Consider the following 20092-nt stretch of genomic DNA (forward strand, 5'->3'; position numbering starts at 1 on the left):
CGAATCACGTCGGTTTGCGTACGGTCGAAAGTATTCCACGGGCGACTTCGTCGGCCGGAAGCACCGTATCGACACACCCGGTTTCGATCGCCCGTGCGGGGATGCCGAACACGGAACAGGTCGCTTCGTCCTGTGCGATGGTCCGTCCACCGGCCGCTTTGATGGCTTCCACGCCGACCGCACCGTCCGCACCCATGCCGGTGAGGACGACGGCGGTCAGCGGGTCGGTAATCGTCGCGGCGGCGGACTCCATCGTCACGTCGATTGCCGGACGGACGCCGTGTCGCACCTCGTCCTGCGTGAGTCGAACGCGGAGCCTCCCTTTCGCGTAGTTCGAGACCTCCATGTGGTAGTCCCCCCGCGCGACGAGTGCCTGTCCGGCGCCGATTCGGTCGCCGTCGGTCGCCTCCTTCACGTCGTACTCGGTTCGGTTGTCGAGTCGCTTTGCGAATCGGGTGGTAAAGCTGTCCGGCATGTGCTGGACGATGAGGACCCGGAGTTGTGCCGAGCGGGGAAGTCCGGCGAGAACGCTTTCGACGACTCGTGGTCCTCCCGTCGATGCGCCGATGATGACCGTCGCGTTCTCGACGTACGAATCGTCCATATTCGCCGGGGAGGCCATCGTGTTGTCCGGTACGCTGACGGAGACATCCGCCTTAACGACGGACCGGACCTTCGCGACGAGGGCGTCCTTGTGTGCGGAGATTCCGGTGGACACTTCTCCACCGGGTTTCGCCAACACGTCGATCGCCCCTCGATCGAGGGCTTCGAACGTCGCTTCCGCCCCCTCCTCGGTATGTGCCGAAAGCATGAGAATCGGGGTCGGCGTCCGTTCCATGATCTTCTCGGCGGCCTCGATACCGTTCATCTTCGGCATCTCGACGTCCATCGTCACCACGTCGGGTTCGTGTTCGGCGACGACCGAGACGGCCTCCTCGCCGTTCGACGCCTGTGCGACGACGTCGATGCCGTCCGATTCGAGAACGTCGGTGATAACCGTCCGCATGAAATGGGAGTCGTCGACGACGACCGCCTGCGTCATGCTGAGATTACGTCGTCGATTGCTTCCATCACGCTGGGCTTCTGAAACGGTTTCGTGATGTAGCCATCCGCGCCCGCCTTGATCGCCTTCTTCATCTTCTCTTCCTGCCCGATACTCGTACACATGATGACGTTCGCGCCCGAATCGTACTGCTTGATTTCGGTCGTCGCCTCGATGCCGTCTCGAATCGGCATCACGATGTCCATCATCACGAAGTCCGGCTGTTTTTCCTTGTACAGTTCGACCGCTTCGACGCCGTTTTCGGCTTCGTCCGCGATCTCGAAATTCTCTTCCAGAATCTCACGCAGGAGGTTCCGCATGAATTCTGAATCGTCGACAATTAGTACGTCATTCACCATTCAATTTTCACTATCGAGAGTTTTTGAAAGGGGGCAAAATAAATGCTCCCCTGTGATTATCACAGTTGAGGATTTCTTCAGAAAGTTAATTTAGGCTGTTAATCATTTTGTCAACATCCACCCATATCACGAGATCCAGCGCGTCATCGTCGTCGCCGTTCGGCTTTTTGATGATCCCACGTGAGATCTGATCACGGATTCCACGCGTGTCGAGATTCTCCAATTCGTCGTTGGCGTCTATCCTTTCCGGCGCGTGTGTGGTCACGTCGAGCACCTCGTCCACTCGAATTCCGATTTTCTGTTTGTCGTCGGGGCGGTCCAGGACGAGAACGTCGTCACCTCGCTCGCCGGTTTCGACGCTGAGAAACTCCTTCGGGTCGATGATGGCCGTCGTCTCGCCGCGGAGGTCCATGACGCCCTCGATGGAGTTCGGCGTTCGTGGAATCCGCGTCACCTTCTTCACTTCGACGATGCTGTCTACCTGTTCGATATCGATAGCGCAAACGTCCTCGCCGAGTCGAAATTCGACGACTTGGGTCTCCTCGTCCGATGGTTCCTGTTCCTGAACGCTCATAGTCAGTTATTGGATACATCGGACGATACAACATAAAACCCACTCCTCGCTATCACGGCGGAGAATGACTACTCGACGTCCGGTGGAAAGACGACGCCGTTCGCGTCCTGAATCGCCTGAAAGAGGTCCGCGATACTGTCGTCCGGCGAGAGGTCGTGTGTATCGAGCAGACCACGAAGACAGCGTGGCGAGTAGCGAACCCGGATGTTCGACTCCATCAGGAGGATTCCGAGGACGTCCTCGACGGCTGTCCCCTTATCGACCTGTTGAGCGTACCACAGGAGGAGGCTGTCGAAGACGGTCCCAACGTCGTCCGAAAACATCTGTTGGTGGCTGATGGAATCTTCCGATTTCGCGCTGATGTGAAACCCGTATCGGGACGTCACGTCCGACAGATCAGCTTCCAGCCATCGACGAACGTCGCGCGAGTCGATTTCCGGAGTCGTGGTCGATGACGAGGGGTCCGCGTTCGATGCCGTCGACCCATCCTCGACGTCCGGTTCGGGTTCGAGGGCGGGCGGGGCATCCGTGGAGGGCGATGATTCGGCCGACGGTGACGGATCGACTGTTGGAGTCGTATCGCTATTCGCGTTTCCGGTCGTCGCTTCCGTCGGTTCGTCGGGGACCGATGGGCGTCCGGATGCACCGATGACGAACCGTCCATCGTCCAGCGTAACGACGTTCTCGCTCCCCTCGATGTCGAGTTCCTCCGGCGAGATGACCTTCCTCGACTCGCGGTTGGATTCGTCTCGCGCTGGATTCATTGGTCAAGACTACCACCGCTCTTCACATAAAATCACCGGGAATTCCCGGCAGTGAGAACACATCTCTTCAAACGGACTCCTCCAACGGGTTTCGACAATCGTCGTGAGGTAATTTTATTATCGTCGAATGTTTCGAACCGGATACTACCATGAGCATCGAAACGACACCGCTCTCACCGTTGCCCGACGAACTCGACTCACCGCGTTCAAAGCTCGTTTACCTCTCGCTTGCGACGACGGGTGGCGCGACCCTGGACGAACTACAGAACGGCCTCGACCTGCCGAAAATCACGCTGTACACGGTCATCCGGTCGCTCCGCGAACGTGGCCTCGTGAACCAAGACGGCGAGTCGCTGACGCTCGCCTCCTGAACGGTCGTTCGAACGGTCTTCGCATCGACCCCGAACTGACTTTAGACGACCTTCGAACTGCCTTCAAACTGTCTTCGAACCAACTTCGAACCGACTTCGAACCGTCGTCTTCCGGTTTTCCCGACTACTTTCACTTTCGCTCCGCTAGGCGGTCTTTCATTATCCGATCGGACATGGTGAGCATATGAACATCGAAGTCGGAACGGAAGAGTCGGCGGAACGACCGTGGAATTCGGCGGACGTATCCGGACTGTCCGCCAGCGAAGTCGAGGAGTACGTTCAAACTGCAACCGAGGACGATGCCGTTCATTTCGAGCGAAAGGGCGGTCGAACGTTCGTCGTCATCGGCGAGTAGTTCCACAACGCAGTTGCTCGTTCGCTTCGAACTCGACCCATATGCTCGAATCCGGCCAAACAGCACCATCGTTCGAACTGCCGAATCAGGACGGAGATCAGGTCTCGCTTGCGGATTTCGATACCACCGTCGTCGTGTATTTTTACCCCCGCGCGACACGCCGGGATGCACCACCGAGGCCTGTGGCTTCCGCGATTCGTGGGAGGAGTTCGAAGCGCGCGACGTGCCGGTTCTCGGTATCAGCGACGACCCCGTCTCGGACCTCGCGAAGTTCCGGGAGAAGTACGACCTGCCGTTCGACCTCCTGAGCGACGAGTCCGGCGACGTCGCCTCGGCGTACGATTCGTACGGCGAGAAGCGGATGTTCGGGAACACGTTCGATGGCGTCTTCCGCAACACGTTCGTCGTCGGTTCCGACGGCACCGTCGAGGCCGTTTTCGAGGACGTTTCGCCCGACGGACACGCCGACGAGATACTTGCCGCCCTATGACCTACGTATCCCATCCCGTCCGTGGCATGCGCGACGACCCGTTCCCCGACGAATCGGCGACGCTCCTGCTTCGACTCGCCGAGGGAGCAGATTCCGAGTCGGTCGCCGCTCGCGTCACGGACCTCGGTGGCGAGGTCGATGCGGAACTGGAATTCGAAACGCTTCGTGTCGTCGTTCCGGAACCGATCGTGGCGGACATCTGTGAACTCGACGGCCTCGATGCGGTCGAAACGGACGCAACAATTCAAATCGGGGGAGGGGACGCTGGTGAAGACGTAGAGTTAAACGATTCCTAAGCGTCTGAATAGACGACCGCCGTTCGATGACCCTTGTCATCTTCCGGAGGACTTTCGGGAAGCGTCTCGAAGTTCCCCTTCGATTTCTTCGCTGTGAGGGCGAGTGCGACCCAGTATTTCGACGCCCAATCGACGCCGACGTATGTCGTCATACCTCGACAACCGAACCGGCCGTTACAATATTTGTCAGTCGAGCGAAACGGCGGTTCCGAACGCTTTGATCTTTATCATGCCGCCCTGTCCGCCGAGCGCTTCGTCGGTGACGTCGAGCGCGACGACCGCATCCGCACCGACCGATTTCGCTTCTTCGACCAACTCGTCGAGGGCGGTTTCCTGATTTGCTTCGAGCGTCTTCTCCCACGAACCGGAGCGCCCGCCGACGATGTCGCGGAGGCCACCCGCGATGTCCTTTCCGATGTTTCGCCCCGGCGTCACGTCCGCGACGACCACGCCGTGATGGGCCGTGATTTCACGTCCCGGCACCTCGTGACTCGTCGTGAGCAATACCTCGTCGTCGCTGTAACTGAACGCTGTCATCGACGGTGATTTTCAGCCGCTATTCATAACTTTTCTGCTATGTATCCGACGCTTCGGCCGCCACCTCTCGGAGGGTTTCGTACTCCTCGTCGCTGTAGGCGATGAGACGAACGTCTTCGAGGGAGTTCGGGTCGAATCGCCGGATTTCCTCGCAGATGATCGCACCGCCCTCCTCCAAGCTAAATCCCGCGATGCCACATCCGAGGGCCGGAAGTACCATCGATTTGGCTCCCCGCTCGTCGGCTTCACGGAGCGCGTTCCGCGTCGCATCACGGATGCTCTCCCGTGTGGCCTCACCGTCTCCATAGTGGGGCATGGCCGCGGCGTGGACGACGAACTCCGCGTCGAGTTCGTACGCGTCGGTGACCGCGACGGCACCGAGTTCGACCGGACCTTTCCGCATCGCTTCGTCGTTTATCGGCCCGTCGGCACCGCGCCGGAGCGCTCCGGCGACGCCGCTCCCCATTCGAAGGCTGGTTCCGGCGGCGTTGACGAGTGCATCCGCTCGCTGTGCTGCGATGTCTCCTCGAATGACGGTGAACTCCATACCCCCGGTAGGACGGGGACGAACAAAATTATCGGGTCAGTCGTCCTGCTCTTCGAGATACGTCACTTCGACCATCAGATCCGGATGGTCAGCGTTCGGGTAGCGAAACGACCACGCTCGGTCGAACTCGATACCTCGTCGGTAACCTTTCAGCAGCAGATCGCCGAGCACGTCGCGGAAATCCTTGAGCACGGCTTGCTCCGGTGGTTTCGTCGGCTCGGGTGGATTCATAACCTCCTCGGTCCCCCCCTTTTCGAGATGTGTGATTTCGGCCATCAGATTCGGCGTCTCGTCGGGGTATCGGAACGTCCACGCTCGGTCGAATCGGCGGTCGTTTTTGTACGCCGTACTGAGCACCATCTTGAGCGTGCTCCTGAACTCCTCGGGTTCGGCCATCCAGAGGGGGACACTCTGGGTGCGGCTCATGAAAGGGAATCAAGCGTGCTGCCAGTATAAAACCGTCCGATAATTATTCTGGTAGAAACGGCGAGCAACAGTTCACAATGCGGAATACGGCGTTAAGCGATAGCTAATCCTGTCCGCGGACATTCGTATCACCGAAGCAGTCAGACCGAAGCGGGATTACCCCGTGAAACCGACTGCCCCGTTTCCCGCCGTTCCGCCACCGTTCGACCCACGTGATACGATGTGCCCGAGCGCTCAGGCGTCCACGAGCGCTCTCACTAGGTCGTCCTGATAGTCCCGGGCGTCGCCGAGGCCCACGGTCACGTTGGACATGAGAATCGAGAACAACACGTCGGGTTTGCCCGTTCGGCGAATCGCACCGGACAGCGACCGCGTCCCCCGAACCGTTCCGGTTTTCGCTTGGACGGGTACGTCCACGTCCCGTAATCGGTAGGCGAGCGTACCGTGTCCCGGCGTCGGGAGCGACCCGAACAGCGTTTCGGACCACGGTTTCCGGCCAATCCATTCGAGCATGAAAACCATGTCGGCGGCCGAAATCAGATCGAACTGCGAGAGTCCGGACCCGTCGCGGAAAACCGTCGCAGGCGCTCCCAAACTCTCGAAGTAGGCCCCGGTTAGGTCCGTCCACGCGTCGAACGACCCCTCCCCCGTCGCACGGCGGGCGGTCATCAGGGCCAGTTGATCGGCGTCGACGTTGTTCGAGTACAGCAACATCGGCCCGATGGTCTCGTGGAGTGGCTCCGACCGGATGCTCGTCCGGAACGCCGCCGTTCGGTCTTTCTCCTCCGTCTGCAATGTCACGTCGCCGTTCACCGTCACGCCTGCGTCTTCGAGGAACCCCGCGAACACGGCGGCGGCGTGCTCGTCGGGGCGCATCACGGGTGACAAGTCGGTCTCCTCGTACCCCGGCGGGAGTTCGCCGATGGCGTAGATGGTCCCGTTCACCCGGTCGAGGTAGGTGTAGAAGTAGCCGTCCGACCCGGCGGGCGCTTCCGAGAGGTGGGACTCGACGGGGACGAACTCCGAATTCGGTTCGACCGAGAGGTCGATTCCGTCGTCGGTTCGCTTGGCCGTGACGGCGACCTTGTTCCAGTACAGCGCGAGCGTCGAACTCGGCGCGCCGTAGGAGTACTGCGGGTCCTCCCACGTCCATCCCTCCGGATAACCGGGACCGCGAACCGAAAAGACGGGGCCGTACCCGGACGTGTCGAACGCGGTGATGTCCGCGACGACGTCGCCGTGAACCGCCTCGATTCCCTCGTCGGCGACTTGCCCCGCCAACGTCTTCAGGTTGTCCTGCGACAGCACGTCCCCGTTTCCGCGAATCACGAGGTCCCCGTGGAACTGCGTCCCCGACTTCGAACCGTCGCCGATCACGCTGGTTTCGAACCGCTCGTCGGGTCCGAGATGTTCGAGGGCGAGCGCCGTCGTGAGCAGTTTCGTGTTCGACGCGGGTTTGACGACCTTTTCCGACTCGTGGGTCGCCAACACCTCACCGTGCGGTCCGGCCTCCTTGGCGTACACCGAGACGATTCCGCCGGGGAACTTCTCCGGCGCCTGTGCCAGCAGTTTTTCGACGGCCGAGTCGCCCGACCGACACGATTCGTCCCGTCCGTCGTGTTTTTTGTGCGATTCCTTTGCGAGCGCACCCTCGCTGAACAGCGTTCCGGCACCGACCATGCCGGTCGCTCCGAGCATCGTTCTCCTGTTTATCTTCAAGCTTTTATCTTTCGCCACAACGTTGTATTTTCACGAACCGGTCAAGTACACATCCCCTTTCGTGCTAGGGTATCTCTCCCACCATGACGTGTCGGATCGAACGCCGTCGTGAAGTAACGGGAATTACCGTCGGCGAGGAGGGGGTTAACGGACGGTTTCCAATGGTATTGTGAACGCCCTGTCAAACGCTGTAGCTCCCAATCGAAACTCCCGATTCCGAGCAATACCAGTGTGGTACTCCGTGCAAAAACCTCGGGTTCTTTCGACCCGCTACACCTATCGGTGCCAGAACGAACCACGAAGGAAGCCAAGGGTGGGATTTGAACCCACGTAGTCTCGATTACAAATCGAGTGCTTGAACCACCCAAGCTCCCTTGGCGCATCTGCCAGTTATCACTACTCCTTTGAGTGGTTATCGCTTTCGTCCGATTTTTCCATCTCGATTCGATGCGGTTCGTAGCCCCGGTTTTCGTACAGTCTGCGGGCATTTTCGTTCCTCGCCATCACGTCGAGGGAGAACACCTCGGCACCCCGCTCCGCGAGCAGGGCTTCGGCCTCGTCCAGCAACGCGGATCCGACACCCTCGTTCCTGTGCGACGGTGCGACGTAGACGTTCTGGATGAGCCCCCGGGTGGTCGTCTGCTGATAGAGTCCCGTCTGTAGCTCGAACATGACGAACCCGACGATGCCCGAATCGCGAGCGACGAGCAAGCCGTCTTCGATGATGTGTCGGGCGATCGAATCCCGAACTGCCCCCCGATTCTCGTCGGCGAGGATGTGGGAATCGTACGTGCGCTGGTCCTGTGCAAGTTCCACCCATCGCTCCACGACCGGGTTGATGTCGGCGCTCGTCGCCGCCTCGATGACCACCATCTATTGGGAGAGTGCCTGTAACGCCGGAAGGGGTTCGCCGGTGAGCATTCGGAGACACGCTCCGCCGCCGGTGCTGACGTGGTCGAACCCGTCGAGGTCGAACTTCCGAATCGCGGCGGCGGTGTCACCACCGCCGACGATACTGAACTCGGCGTTCCCGGCCTCGATGTATAGCTCCCGAGTGCCGTCCGCGAACGTCTCGTCCTCGAACACGCCCGCCGGTCCGTTGAGGATGACCGTCCCCGAGTTTTGGAGGATGTTCGAATAGGAGCATATCGTCTCCTCGCCGATGTCCATCGCGGCCTCGCCTTCCTTCGGTGGGAACTCCTCCCGGGTGAGTTCGACGCGTTCGCCGTCCCGTTCGACGGCGGCGTCCTCGGGGAGGTGAATCCTGTCGCCGTAGGTTTCGAGCAGGTCGGCGGCGTCGTCGATGTAATCGATGTACCCCTGGTCGTGGATGAACTCCTTGCTGGCCTCGCCGAGGTCCGCGCCGTCGGCGAACAGGAAGACGTTCCCGACGACTCCGGCCGTCAGGATGTGATCCGCGAGGTCGCGTTCCAGTACGTTTCTGGCCACGGCGATGGAATCAGAGACCTTCGCGCCGCCGACCACGTACGTACGCGGGCGTGGCGTTCCTTCGATATCGCCAAGCACGTCCACTTCACGCTCCATAACTCGACCGGCGTATCCCGGTAACCGGGTCGGAAAACCAACGAGTGAGGGCTGTGAGCGGTGTGCCGCCGCGAACGCGTCGTTGACGTAGACGTCGAGTTCGGGGGAGAGTCGGTCGACGAGATGGGTTTCGGCGGCCTTCTCCGCCGGGAACTCCATGTACTCCTCGCTGTAAAAACGGGTGTTTTCGAGAACCACCGCTTCGCCCTCGCGGAGGTTCGACACGGCTCGACGTGCCTCCGCGGAGAACGTTCCGTCACAATAGGAAACCGGATAGGAGAGCAACTCGTCCAACCGCTCTGCGTGTGCCGAGAGACCCGCGAAATCGTCGCTCCCGGGTCTCCCTTGGTGGGCGAGAATGGCGACCTTCCCACCGCGCTCCAACAGTTCCGAGAGCGTATCGACGTGTGCCACGAGCCGCGCATCGTCGGCGAGGCTGCCGGATTCGGTCAACGGACTGTTGATGTCGATACGCACGCCGAGCGTCGTCCCTTGAACCGCGAGGTCATCAAGGGTCAGTATGGACATACGTGTGCCTGCAACACCGCTCGGCATATGTGTGTCGGTAGTTGGGCCTCGAAATAAACACGGTTTCGAGTAAATAGTCGGGTTATTTGCTTTCTGCACATTCCTCTTCGGACCTTGTCAGTATGCCGCCGTTACCGGAATCCGATGGGAGGCTCTGTCGGAAAGGTTTAATAGCCTGACTGGAACCGGTTATCATGTGGAGAGTTATCAATGGACGATGCAACTGAGACCTATTCACGTGGACGCCGCCTCATCGTCGAACGACCACTGCTCGTGGTCGTCGGCGTATTCGCGGTGCTCCTCGTCTTCGATTTCATCCAACGCTTGGTAACCGGCAACCTTCGTGTCTCCTACGTCGGGTCACTCATCTGGACTGGCCTCATGCGGGGACTCATAATCGGCCTCGCCGGAATCGGGCTTTCGATGACGTACAGTATTCTGAACTTCGCTAATTTCTCGCACGGGGACTACATCACGAGCGGCGCGTTCTCGGGATGGGCAGTCACGTACCTCATCGCGGGACTCGGAAGCAACAACATCGCGGGATTGTTGCTCGTCGGCGCGGGCGGAACCGTATACGCGAGCAGTCTCGGTATCACGATTGCGACGACGCCGGTAGCCGTCATCCTCGGAATGCTGTTCGCCGGAGCGTTCACCGTCGTGTTGGCGCTTCTTATCGACCGGATCGTGTATCGGCCGATGCGTGATGCGGAGGGTATCTCCCTGCTCATCACGAGCATCGGCGTCGCGTTCGTGCTTCGCTACCTCGTCGTCTTCGTCTTCTCGGCCGAAAGCCGCGGGACGACGGCGATTCAGGACATTCCGTCGTGGAACCTCCTGCTGTGGGACGGGACGGTACGGGTCACGGCACACGACCTGACGATACTCGTCTGTACGGTGGGATTGATGCTCGGCGTGCACGTGCTGCTCCAGCGGACGAAGCTCGGGAAGGCGATGCGCGCGATGGCCGACAACGAGGACCTCGCTCGCGTTACCGGGATTCCGACCGAACAAGTCATCCGCTGGACGTGGATAATCGGCGGCGCCCTGACCGGCATCTCGGGCTTCCTGCTGGTGCTGTGGCGCGGAACCATCGTCTTCCAGTTCGGATGGCTCCTCCTGTTGCCCATCTTCGCCGCGGTCATCCTCGGCGGCATCGGGTCGATTTACGGCGCGATCCTCGGCGGATTGGTCATCGGTCTGACGTGGAACCTCGCCATCATCTGGATTCCCAGTGACTTCGGCCGTGCCGCCGCGTTCGGCATGATGATCCTCATCCTGCTGTTCAAGCCACAGGGACTGTTCGCAGGGAGGACGACGGCATGAGTTCGAGCGTCCGCGATTTCGAGATCAACGACACGATGCTCATCCTGGGCGCTCTGTTGGCCATCTACGTGCTGTATCTCGTGGGAGGCACACTGCTCGGCTACTCGCTTCGCGGCCAGTTGAACTCCCTCGCACGGCTCACGTTCCTCATCGGCGTGTACGGGATGTTGGCGCTCGCGTTGAACCTCCACTGGGGGTACACCGGGCTGTTCAACATCGGTATCGCGGGGTTCATGGCCGTCGGATTGTACACGATGGCGATGATCTCGAAACCGCCAGCGAGTGCGAGTGCCGGTGCCGCGACCGTTTCCGGTCTCGGCCTCCCGCTGTGGGTCGGTATCCTCGGTGGAATGCTCGCCGCGGCGATTCTCGGCCTGTTGGTGGCGCTTCCGGCGCTTCGGTTGCGCGCCGACTATCTCGCGATCGTTACCATCGCGACGTCCGAAATCATCCGCTTCATCGTGACGTCGAACCAGTTCCAGACGTTTACGATTCCAGGGAAGCTTCACTACCTGGGAATAACGATTCCCCTGCCGTGGAACGCGGTTCAGCTCGGAACCGGCGGCGGTCGCGGACTGTTGTTGAATTTCACCGACCCTCTCGACCCGCTGTTCAACAGCGGCCCGTACAAGGCGATAGAACACGCACTCGATCCGCTCGTCGGCGGTTCGTCCGGTCCGGTTCTGGACTCGCTGACGTACGCGATCATCCTGTTGCTGTTCGTCGTGGCCTACTACTGGCTGATGAAGCGAACCGGCGAATCGCCGTTCGGGCGCGTGCTCAAGGCCATCCGTGAGGACGAACAGGTCGCGAACTCCCTCGGGAAGGACACCAACCAGTTCAAGATCAAGTCGTTCATGCTCGGATGTGCGCTGATGGGGCTCGCGGGTATCCTCTGGCAGATGCGCCAAGGTGCCATCACGCCTACCTCGTTCAAGCCGCAGGTGACGTTCTTCGTGTGGTTGGCTCTCATCATCGGCGGTGCCGGGTCGAACACCGGGAGCGTCCTCGGCGCGGCGATATTCGCCGGGTTGCTGTATCAGGGACCGCTTTACCTGAAGAACATCATCAGGGGATCGATTCAGGTTCCCACCGCTCCGAACTCCTTTGCCGGTGCGGTCGGCCCGATATTCCACGGCAACATCATGCCGTTCATCTCCTACATGATGGGTAACATCAACGCGCTCCAGTTGGTCCTCATGGGTTGTGTCCTCATCTGGATCATGCACCACCGGCCGGAGGGCGTCCTCGGCCACCGCAAGGAGGAAGCGGCGAGCATTCCGCTCCTGCGCCCCGGTGGTGGCTCCGGCGGTCCGAAACCGGATGCAGCGACGGACGGAGGTGAGGAGCAATGACCGCGAGCGAAACCGAAGACACCGACGATGCGAACTCGCTCGACATCGGAAACGAGGTCGCCGACCTGAGCGAGACGCCGCTCAGGGTCGAGAACCTCCGGAAAACGTTCGGCGGCATCACCGCCGTCGATGGAGCGACGTTCTCGGTCGAACAGGGCTCGTTCACCGGCCTCATCGGCCCGAACGGGGCCGGGAAGTCCACGACGTTCAACCTCATCACAGGGGTCTATCAGCCGGATAGCGGTTCGGTGTACTTCAACGACCGCGACATCACGGGAATGCAACCGTACCAAATCGCGGACCGTGGCATGGTCAGAACGTTCCAGATCGCCCGCGAACTCTCCGAGATGACCGTCTTGGAGAACATGATGCTCGCGCCGAAGGGACAGGAGGGCGAAGCGCTCTGGCGGTCCGTGACGCCGGGGATGCGAAGCGACGTCCGCAAACAGGAAGAAGACGTGCTCGAACGAGCGTGGCAGATGCTGGAGTTCTTCGAGATCGACCACCTCGCGGGCGAGTACGCGGGCAACCTCTCCGGCGGCCAGCGGAAACTGCTGGAGATGGCGCGGGCGCTCATGACCGACCCGCAGATGGTTCTGTTGGACGAACCGCTCGCGGGTGTCAACCCGTCGCTGGAGAAGAAACTGCTCAAACACGTTCACGAACTCCGTGAACGCGGCTACACGTTCCTGCTCGTCGAACACGACATGGACGTCATCATGAACAACTGCGAACACGTCATCGTCATGCACCAAGGAAAAGTACTCGCCGAGGGTGAACCCGCGGCGATCCGTTCGAACGATCAAGTCATCGACGCCTACCTCGGGGAGGAGATCTGATGGCGCTGCTCGACATCGACGGACTGGACGCGGGGTACGGCGAGGACTTACAGATCCTCTCTGACGTCGATATGCGCGTCGAGGACGGCGAATACGTCACCATCGTCGGCCCGAACGGTGCGGGGAAATCGACCGTGATGAAATCCGTCTTCGGGTTGACGACGTACATGGGCGGCAGCATCACGTTCGCCGGTACGGAGATTCACGGCGACGCACCCGAGGACATCATCCACCTCGGACTGGGGTACGTGCCCCAGAACGACAACGTGTTCTCGTCGCTCACCGTGGAAGAGAACCTGGAGATGGGGGCGTACATCCTGGACGAAGTCCCGGAGGACGCCATGCAGGAGGTGTTCGACCGCTTCCCGATACTGGACGAGCGCCGGGAGCAGAAAGCGGGAACGATGTCCGGCGGCCAACAGCAGATGTTGGCGATGGGTCGGGCGCTCATGCTCGACCCCGACCTGCTGATGCTGGACGAACCGAGTGCAGGGTTGGCTCCCGACCTCGTCGCCGAGATGTTCGACAAGGTGGACGAGATCAACGACCACGGGACTGCCATCCTGATGGTCGAACAGAACGCGAAGGAGGCGCTCCGACGCTGTGACCGCGGCTACGTGCTCGTGCAGGGTCAAAACCGCTTCATGGATTCCGGCGACGCGCTGCTGGCGGACGACGAGGTCCGACAGGAGTTCCTCGGCGGATAATCTCGTCGGGAAGTCCGGGCGTTTTCCCCGCGGATACTCCCACACCTTCTCGTTTCACCGTGCCACAATTGCCAAGGACCAGCACCGCGTGTCATCGTCATGATTCGCTCACGGCGGAGCGGTTCGGCCGTCGCACTCGTGGCCGTCCTCGTGCTCGCTCCCGTTCTCGTTTCCGGCGCACCCGTGCCGACGACATCGGCTTCCGCGTCCCAATCCGCCGAGACCGCGTCCCAGTCCGCCGACGCTGCTCCGACGTCCCTCGATTCCTGTACGCGAATAACTCGCTCCGGCCACTACGTCCTCTCCGACGACATCGAAACCCGTCAGCGGGCGTGTCTTCGGATCGAGGCCGACGACGTGACCCTCGACGGAGCGGGGCACGTCGTGGACGGACGGGTGTTTCGGGATGGAACTGCGGGCATCGCCGTGACGGGTCGGAACGTCACGGTTCGAAACGTCACGGCCATCAACTGGACGTTCGGCATCGAATACGAGAACGCCAGCGCCGGAACGGTAGCGAACGTGACGACGTGGCGAACCGCGGACGGGGTCTCGGTGTTACGCTCCCCGGAGACGTGTCTCCGGCGGGTGACAGCGACGAACGGGTTCACGGGAATCGCGATGAGCGACTCGAACGGGAGCCGAATTTCGGACAGCGATGTCCGCGATACGAGTTCGTCGGGCGTGTTCGTCTCCGACTCCGAAGACGTGTCGCTGGCGAACGTCTCGGTCGTGCGAAGTAAGATCGGCGTGGCGCTGGCCGGGGTCCGAAACGGAAGCGTGACGGACGTGGTCGTTCGCTCGACCGAGGACGGTATTCTGCTGGTCGATTCACACGACAACACGATACGGAACGCGACGCTGACGAACCCGGACGGCAGCGCAGTCGTGACGCGTTCGAACGCGAACGCGAACGACAATCCGATCGTCGGTAGCCGTGGGAACTGGACGACACGCGACGCGTCGAGGACGCACGCGAAAAACGGGCGAGACCGTGGCGCTTAGCTCAGCGCTTGCTGGATGACGGCCGTGTACGACGATTCGCCCTTGTTGAACGCGACCTGTTTGCTCACCGAACCGCCTTGGCTCGACGTGAATTTCTTCGTGAACTGATTCGATAGCTGCTGGCCGTAATCGTTGTTCACGTACAGCGTCGCGGCGGTTTTCGCCCCGAGTCGTTCCGCCGCAATCTGCGCCATTATCGCACCCTGAAGCAAGTCACTCGGTGCGGTTCGGAAGATGAAGTCGTTATCCTTCAGGTTCGTGACGGTGACCGCCGTGCTCGACGGCGAACAGCCCACGATCTGATTCGGGACGAACACCTCGGTCGCGACCGGGATGTAGTTCCCCGAGGACGCCGGGCCGGAGATGGCCGGGAAACCGGCGTTGACGAGCGCGTTCGCGCCGCTGAGCGACGCCTGTCGGTCGGTCTGTGTGTCCTCGACCTGCGTTTGAACTTCGAGGTCGACGTTCCCGTCGTTCACCTGCTTGATCGGAATTTGCGACGCCTGCACCATCGGTCCACCGACCGACGCGAGGTCCCCGGTCTGCGGGAGCAGGATTCCGACTTTGATCGTTCGGCCCATTCCACCCGGGGCGCTGTTCGCCTCGGGTCCACCCGGTTTGCTCGTGAACTCCCGCGTGTTGACGACTTTGATGCCGTCCGGCGTCTGCGGTGCGAACTTCCAGACGTCGTAGGCGGCGGACGCCGGACCGCCGTGTACGTCGAAGTTCGTCGAACTCGATGCGCCTTGGTAGTTGATATCGTCCCCGTTCGCTGCGGCTTTGACGGCGTCCACGAAGTTCGCTGGACCGAACTCCTTTCCGGGTGGGTTGGCGACCCGACGCATCTGGTCGCGGATTTTGGTCCCGTCATTCGCCCCCGCCGCCGCGTTGGCGAGGACGAGGATGGCGACGGAGTCGTACGATTGGGCCGTGAAGACGCTCGGTGGTGCGTTGTACTGCTCTTGAAAGAGCTTCGTGAACGCCTGCTGGTTCGGCCCGGCGGCGGCGGGTGCCGTCCCGGTGACGTTTTTCATGTCGTTGCCGACTTCCTTCGGTAGACTGGCGCTCTGTAACCCGTCCGGAACGAGGACGGGCACGGATTGTCCGGTCCCGTAGAAGTCGCGGAATAGCTGAATCCCGCTTTCCGGATAGCCGATGACGGTGAGCATGTCCGGCCCACCCCCCTGTTGCAGGGTTCCCATCAACCCGACGGTACTCGTTGCACCTACCGCTCGGAGGTAGGTGCGGCGGTCGATTTTGTGACTCATACCCGGTGGGAGTCTCAACGTTCCGAGGCAAAAATGTATCTTAAACTATCATTATAGATGTCGCTCGATTCATCGGATGCCGACCGATACAGTAGGGGCGACGGTTTCCATCGAAAACGGTCGAACGAGAGGGGAGCTTAGCTCGAACCGGTCGCCTTTTTGATGACGGACGTGTAGGAAGATTCACCCTTGTTGAACGACACCTTCTGTAGCACCTCCCCGTCGTACTTGTCGGTGAACGTTTTGGAGAACTTGTCCGACAGTTGTTGGCCGTAACTGTTGTTCACGAACAGCGTCGAGGCGGTCTTGCCACTGAGCTTCTTGGATGCGACTTGCGCCATCACCTTGCCTTGCAGCAGGTCGCTCGGTGCGGTCCGGAAGACGAAGTCGTTGTCGTCCAAGTTCGTCACGGTCAGCGCCGTACTGGACGGCGAACAACCGACGACGCCCTGTTTGATGTACACCTGCTGGCTCACCGGGATGTTGTTCCCTGAGGATGCCGGGCCACAGATGGCCGGGAAACCGGCGCTAACGAGCGCGTTCGCGCCGCTGAGCGATGCCTGTTTCTTGGTCTGTGAGTCCTCGACCTGGGATTTGACCTTGATGCTGATGCCCGCGTCGTTCACTTGCTTTACCGGCATCTTCGCGGCTTTGATCATCAGGCTCCCGGTCGAACCGAGGTCACCTGTTTGTGGAAGCAGGATACCGACCTTGGCGGTTCGGTTCTTCCCACCGGGTGAGCTATCGGCCATCTTGCCGCTCGGTTCTCCCTCGAAGGTGATGGTGTCCTCCGTCTTGATCCCGCCGTCGGCGCTCGAATCGAACTTCCAGACGTCGTAGGCCGCGGACGCCGGGTCGCCCTTCTTATCGAAGTCTACGACGCTGGACGCGCCTTGGTAGTTGATGTCTTCGCCGCGTGCGGCAGCTTTGACGGCGTCCACGAAGTTCTCCGGTCCGTACTTCTGTCCGCCGGGATTGGCGACCCGTCGCATCTGGTCGCGGATCTTGCCCCCGTCGTTCGCCCCCGCCGCCACGTTGGCGAGGATGAGGACGGCGACCGCGTCGTAGGAGTGGGAGTTGAACACGCCCGGTTCGCGGTTGTACTCGTCCTTGTACATCTGATTGAACGCCTTCTGATTCGGCCCGGACGCCGCAGGGGCCGTTCCAGTGAGGTTCGCCATATCGTTGCCGACGTTTTTGGGCAGCGTCGAATCCCGCAACCCGTCGGGGACGATTATCTTTTGGTTTCCGTCGGTGCTCTGGTAGTAGTCGCGGAACAGTTGAATTCCGCTTTCAGGGTAGCCGATGACGTTGAGAACGTCGGGACCACCGCTGTTGTCGCCGCCTCCGCCGCCGTTTCCGTCACTACTGCTCTTGCTGGTACTGCTGTCGTCGCCGGCACCGCCACCGCCGATACAGCCTGCGAGACCGGCAATTCCGGTTGCACCCAGTCCCTTCAGCACGTCACGTCGATCGATATCATATCGCATGGACAGCCATGGGTCTCGACTCAGGCGATATAAATCTACCTTTCCAGATTATTAACACTCGCAGATATTGACTATAAATATTAATAATTAATAATTTTAATAGGTCCCGGAGTGATTCGGGTTTCGGAAAACTCGAATCGCTAAAATTCGCGACAGTCGGCACAGACCAACTGGCCGTTGACGTTCGTCAGATCGTGCGTCAGCGCGCCACAGACCTCACAGATGCTTTGACCCTCGTATTCGGTCCCGCCGTTCGTTCCCATCCGGTTTCCGAGGTCCCCTTGGTCGATTTCCCGTTCCTGTGTTCGCGAGATGCTCGACGGGGACGTCGAAGCCGAAATCACGTCCCGTTCGGTGAGCACCCCGAGCAGTTCGTCGTCGACGGTGACGATGATCCGGCGAATCCCCTGTTGAGCCATCATCCCCGCGGCGTCGGCTACACTCCGGTCGGGTTGCACAGAGAGCACGGGTTTCGACATCGCTTCCGAAACCGTCGTTTCCATCGGGTCGTCTTCGTTCGCGACGAGGGCGATCACGTCCGATTCGGTCATGATACCGACCGGTTCGTGACCCCTGAGAACGACGACGCTCCCGACTCCTTCGTCGTGCATGAGACGAACCGCTCCGAGAACCGAATCTGATTCACTGACGCCGACGTATTCCCGCGTCATCACGTCCCGCACGATAACTTCCGCATCCATGTGTGAACAGTTGACATGGTCGTTCTAAAAAGTATCCCCGGCACCTTTATTCCCACGTCCAGCGAAAGGTACTAGCCGATTTTTCGCCGACGAACGATGCGATTCGAATCCGATTCGAATCGATTTATCAGAGTCCGACTACTCGAATTCGATCCTGCTTCCGGTCGCTCGACACGTCTCCAAGGCGTGCTTCGCGTCCATTCCGGCGGTTTGCGGGACTCGCCCCGTGCCGACGCCGACTTTCAGTTCGACTTCGACCGTCTCCTCGACGTGCTCGATGACGTCCTCGTAGTCCGATTCGTCCATGTTCGGGCAGACCGCGATGACGTTGTCGCCGCCGACGAAGAACGACAGGGCGTCGTGTGCCTCGCGCATGTATCGCATCAGTTCCGCGTAGCCCTGTTCGATGTGGATGAAGGAGTCGAAGGCGTTCACCTCGTCGGTGTAGTTGCCCGTCATGTCGTTGACGTCGAAGTGAGCGAGCTGCACGTCGTCGTCGGTTCTGAACTCCTCGTCGATCGTCCGCCCGTCGAGGATTTCGCGGCGCGAATGATCCTGCGCGCTCCCGGCGTCCTGCAGCAGTTCCGTCGCATCTTCGAGCGCCTGAATCGGACTCGTTCCGGTGGCGACGCTCAAACTGACGGTTACGGGGTAGCGATTTCCGACCGATTCCTGCACGAGCGCGTGATCGGACAACGAGAGACCGTTCGTCACGGCCACCATGTTGTCGAAACGGGTGAAGAAGACGTACCCGTCCCGGTTACCGATGAGTTGGGAGAGGTCGGCGTACAATCGCGATTGAAGCGTTTGGAGGTCGACTTCCCGACGCGGTTCCGGCGTCACGGTCCACGGCCCGTAGTTGTCGATTTGTATCAACGTGAGTTGGGCGTTCGTCACTGTTGGTCGGGAGTTGGGCACACGGTATTATAAGCGAACCTAATCGTGATTTGCGTCTCAAAAATGAGACTCGACCGAACCGATCAGATTCCACACTAATCCCGAAGTCGGGGGATTCAAATCGTCGTTTCCCCTGCACCCCACAATGAGTATTCCGTCGTTCGTCATCGGTATCGCCGGGGGTACCGGCGCGGGGAAGACGACAGTCGCCCGTGAAGTCACGGAATCCCGGAGCGATTCGGTTACCCGGATTCCGTTGGACAACTACTACAAGGACCTCTCGCACCTCGATTTCGAGGAACGCGCCGAGGTGAACTACGATCATCCGTCGGCGTTCGAGTGGGAACTGCTGCGTGAACACCTCGATTCGCTCCTTTCCGGACAGGCCATCGAGATGCCCCAATACGATTTCAGCGTTCACAACCGGAAGGACGAACGCGTCACCGTCGAACCGACGGACGTGGTCGTGCTCGAAGGAATCCTCGCGCTGTACGACACCGACGTCAACGAGATGCTCGATTTGCAGGTATACGTCGAAACCGACGCCGACGTTCGAATTCTCCGCCGAATCGAGCGGGACGTGGTGGACCGCGGCCGCGACCTCGAAGGCGTCATGGACCAGTATCTTTCCACGGTAAAACCGATGCACGAGCAGTTCGTCGAACCGACGAAAAAACACGCCGACCTCATCATTCCCGAGGGGGCAAACCGGGTCGCGGTCAACCTCCTCGAAGAGAAGGTCCGTGCGGAGACGCGTTCGGAACGCGCGTGGGAAGTCGAGGAGGAACTCCGTCTGCCGGACCGTGACGTGGAACGAATCGATCAGACCGACCGACCCGAGCGAGATAGCCGTCCGGAACGAAGCGGCCGAAGTGACGCGAACGAGCCACCCGCTGCGACACCCAACGGTGGCGGCGAACGATGGCGCTCGTCGAAAGAATCGAAGTGAGT

24 protein-coding genes, 1 tRNA gene and 1 pseudogene are annotated in these 20092 nt (G+C 60.5%); 10 read left to right on the top strand and 16 right to left on the bottom strand.

Features of this window, described 5'->3' with window-relative positions:
* Positions 1-4: 4 nt before the first annotated feature.
* From cheB to A4G99_RS15835, 4 genes are all read right to left on the bottom strand, one after another.
* Positions 5-1042 (bottom strand): chemotaxis-specific protein-glutamate methyltransferase CheB, encoded by a 1038-nt coding sequence (gene cheB, locus A4G99_RS15820; RefSeq protein WP_066145704.1) that lies wholly within the window; start codon positions 1040-1042, stop codon positions 5-7.
* The gene (cheY, locus tag A4G99_RS15825) at positions 1039-1401 is read right to left on the bottom strand and encodes a chemotaxis protein CheY (protein ID WP_066145707.1); all 363 of its coding nucleotides are present in this window, start codon (positions 1399-1401) and stop codon (positions 1039-1041) included. The genes cheB and cheY overlap by 4 nt, the downstream gene beginning before the upstream one ends.
* A gap of 85 nt (positions 1402-1486) precedes the next feature.
* A complete protein-coding gene (locus A4G99_RS15830; RefSeq protein WP_066145710.1) occupies positions 1487-1975 on the bottom strand; it encodes a chemotaxis protein CheW in 489 nt (162 codons plus the stop codon).
* A gap of 68 nt (positions 1976-2043) precedes the next feature.
* The gene (locus A4G99_RS15835) at positions 2044-2739 is read right to left on the bottom strand and encodes a hypothetical protein (RefSeq protein ID WP_066145713.1); all 696 of its coding nucleotides are present in this window, start codon (positions 2737-2739) and stop codon (positions 2044-2046) included.
* A gap of 149 nt (positions 2740-2888) precedes the next feature.
* Here A4G99_RS15835 and A4G99_RS15840 point away from each other — a divergent pair, with 149 nt between their 5' ends.
* The 4 genes and pseudogenes from A4G99_RS15840 to A4G99_RS15850 all read left to right on the top strand — a co-directional run bounded on the left by A4G99_RS15840 (position 2889) and on the right by A4G99_RS15850 (position 4251).
* The gene (locus A4G99_RS15840) at positions 2889-3110 is read left to right on the top strand and encodes a helix-turn-helix domain-containing protein (protein WP_066145716.1); all 222 of its coding nucleotides are present in this window, start codon (positions 2889-2891) and stop codon (positions 3108-3110) included.
* 184 nt (positions 3111-3294) lie between these two features.
* Positions 3295-3465: a hypothetical protein gene (locus A4G99_RS26030; RefSeq protein WP_190303781.1), complete on the top strand. Its 171-nt coding sequence runs from the start codon at positions 3295-3297 to the stop codon at positions 3463-3465.
* A gap of 41 nt (positions 3466-3506) precedes the next feature.
* A pseudogene (gene bcp / locus A4G99_RS15845) lies at positions 3507-3955 on the top strand (thioredoxin-dependent thiol peroxidase).
* Positions 3952-4251, top strand: a complete 300-nt coding sequence (locus A4G99_RS15850; RefSeq protein WP_066145719.1) for a hypothetical protein — start codon at positions 3952-3954, stop codon at positions 4249-4251. Before bcp ends, A4G99_RS15850 begins: the two are co-directional and overlap by 4 nt.
* Here A4G99_RS15850 and A4G99_RS26035 read toward each other — a convergent pair.
* From A4G99_RS26035 to A4G99_RS15885, 8 genes are all read right to left on the bottom strand, one after another.
* Positions 4248-4403: a hypothetical protein gene (locus tag A4G99_RS26035; RefSeq protein ID WP_190303782.1), complete on the bottom strand. Its 156-nt coding sequence runs from the start codon at positions 4401-4403 to the stop codon at positions 4248-4250. The two genes, A4G99_RS15850 and A4G99_RS26035, sit on opposite strands and share 4 nt — an antisense overlap.
* A 34-nt stretch (positions 4404-4437) precedes the next feature.
* Positions 4438-4788 carry a YbjQ family protein gene (locus tag A4G99_RS15855; RefSeq protein WP_066145722.1) on the bottom strand — a complete coding sequence of 117 codons (351 nt, stop codon included), beginning with the start codon at positions 4786-4788 and terminating at the stop codon, positions 4438-4440.
* Between the two features lie 37 nt (positions 4789-4825).
* The gene (locus A4G99_RS15860; protein WP_066145725.1) at positions 4826-5335 is read right to left on the bottom strand and encodes a macro domain-containing protein; all 510 of its coding nucleotides are present in this window, start codon (positions 5333-5335) and stop codon (positions 4826-4828) included.
* A 36-nt stretch (positions 5336-5371) separates the two neighbouring features.
* Positions 5372-5761, bottom strand: a complete 390-nt coding sequence (locus tag A4G99_RS15865) for a hypothetical protein (protein WP_223301922.1) — start codon at positions 5759-5761, stop codon at positions 5372-5374.
* Positions 5762-5995: 234 nt separating this feature from the next.
* The gene (dacB, locus tag A4G99_RS15870) at positions 5996-7459 is read right to left on the bottom strand and encodes a D-alanyl-D-alanine carboxypeptidase/D-alanyl-D-alanine-endopeptidase (protein ID WP_066145728.1); all 1464 of its coding nucleotides are present in this window, start codon (positions 7457-7459) and stop codon (positions 5996-5998) included.
* Between the two features lie 326 nt (positions 7460-7785).
* Positions 7786-7859 (bottom strand) — tRNA-Thr (locus A4G99_RS15875).
* 17 nt (positions 7860-7876) lie between these two features.
* Positions 7877-8353: an N-acetyltransferase gene (locus A4G99_RS15880; protein ID WP_066145731.1), complete on the bottom strand. Its 477-nt coding sequence runs from the start codon at positions 8351-8353 to the stop codon at positions 7877-7879.
* Positions 8354-9553, bottom strand: coding sequence for a phosphoglycerate kinase (locus A4G99_RS15885; protein ID WP_066145733.1), 1200 nt, complete (start codon positions 9551-9553; stop codon positions 8354-8356).
* A 210-nt stretch (positions 9554-9763) separates the two neighbouring features.
* On the opposite strand from A4G99_RS15885, the gene A4G99_RS15890 reads away from it, so the two are divergent.
* The 5 genes from A4G99_RS15890 (at position 9764) to A4G99_RS15910 (ending at position 14785) form a co-directional block, all read left to right on the top strand.
* A complete protein-coding gene (locus A4G99_RS15890) occupies positions 9764-10879 on the top strand; it encodes a branched-chain amino acid ABC transporter permease (RefSeq protein ID WP_066145736.1) in 1116 nt (371 codons plus the stop codon).
* Positions 10876-12234, top strand: a complete 1359-nt coding sequence (locus A4G99_RS15895; protein WP_066145738.1) for a branched-chain amino acid ABC transporter permease — start codon at positions 10876-10878, stop codon at positions 12232-12234. Before A4G99_RS15890 ends, A4G99_RS15895 begins: the two co-directional genes overlap by 4 nt.
* On the top strand, positions 12231-13073 hold the full coding sequence (locus A4G99_RS15900) for an ABC transporter ATP-binding protein (protein WP_066145741.1): 843 nt from the start codon (positions 12231-12233) through the stop codon (positions 13071-13073). Before A4G99_RS15895 ends, A4G99_RS15900 begins: the two co-directional genes overlap by 4 nt.
* Complete coding sequence (locus tag A4G99_RS15905; RefSeq protein WP_066145744.1) at positions 13073-13780, top strand: ABC transporter ATP-binding protein; 708 nt, start codon at positions 13073-13075, stop codon at positions 13778-13780. The genes A4G99_RS15900 and A4G99_RS15905 overlap by 1 nt, the downstream gene beginning before the upstream one ends.
* Positions 13781-13879: 99 nt before the next feature.
* Entirely contained in the window at positions 13880-14785 is a 906-nt protein-coding gene (locus A4G99_RS15910; protein ID WP_066145747.1) for a right-handed parallel beta-helix repeat-containing protein, read from the top strand.
* On the opposite strand, the gene A4G99_RS15915 is transcribed toward A4G99_RS15910, so the two are convergent.
* The 4 genes from A4G99_RS15915 to A4G99_RS15930 form a co-directional block, all read right to left on the bottom strand.
* On the bottom strand, positions 14782-16053 hold the full coding sequence (locus A4G99_RS15915; RefSeq protein ID WP_066145750.1) for an ABC transporter substrate-binding protein: 1272 nt from the start codon (positions 16051-16053) through the stop codon (positions 14782-14784). The two genes, A4G99_RS15910 and A4G99_RS15915, sit on opposite strands and share 4 nt — an antisense overlap.
* Positions 16054-16190: 137 nt before the next feature.
* Positions 16191-17543 (bottom strand): ABC transporter substrate-binding protein, encoded by a 1353-nt coding sequence (locus tag A4G99_RS15920; RefSeq protein ID WP_066145753.1) that lies wholly within the window; start codon positions 17541-17543, stop codon positions 16191-16193.
* Positions 17544-17683: 140 nt separating this feature from the next.
* Entirely contained in the window at positions 17684-18244 is a 561-nt protein-coding gene (locus tag A4G99_RS15925) for a cyclic nucleotide-binding/CBS domain-containing protein (RefSeq protein WP_066145755.1), read from the bottom strand.
* Between the two features lie 138 nt (positions 18245-18382).
* Positions 18383-19141, bottom strand: coding sequence for a GTP cyclohydrolase III (locus tag A4G99_RS15930; protein ID WP_066145757.1), 759 nt, complete (start codon positions 19139-19141; stop codon positions 18383-18385).
* Positions 19142-19286: 145 nt separating this feature from the next.
* Here A4G99_RS15930 and udk point away from each other — a divergent pair, with 145 nt between their 5' ends.
* Positions 19287-20090, top strand: a complete 804-nt coding sequence (gene udk / locus A4G99_RS15935) for a uridine kinase (RefSeq protein WP_066145760.1) — start codon at positions 19287-19289, stop codon at positions 20088-20090.
* The last annotated feature ends 2 nt before the right edge of the window (positions 20091-20092 follow it).

The sequence above is a fragment of the Haladaptatus sp. R4 genome (assembly GCF_001625445.1).
In the GTDB taxonomy this organism is placed as follows: Archaea; Halobacteriota; Halobacteria; order Halobacteriales; family Haladaptataceae; genus Haladaptatus.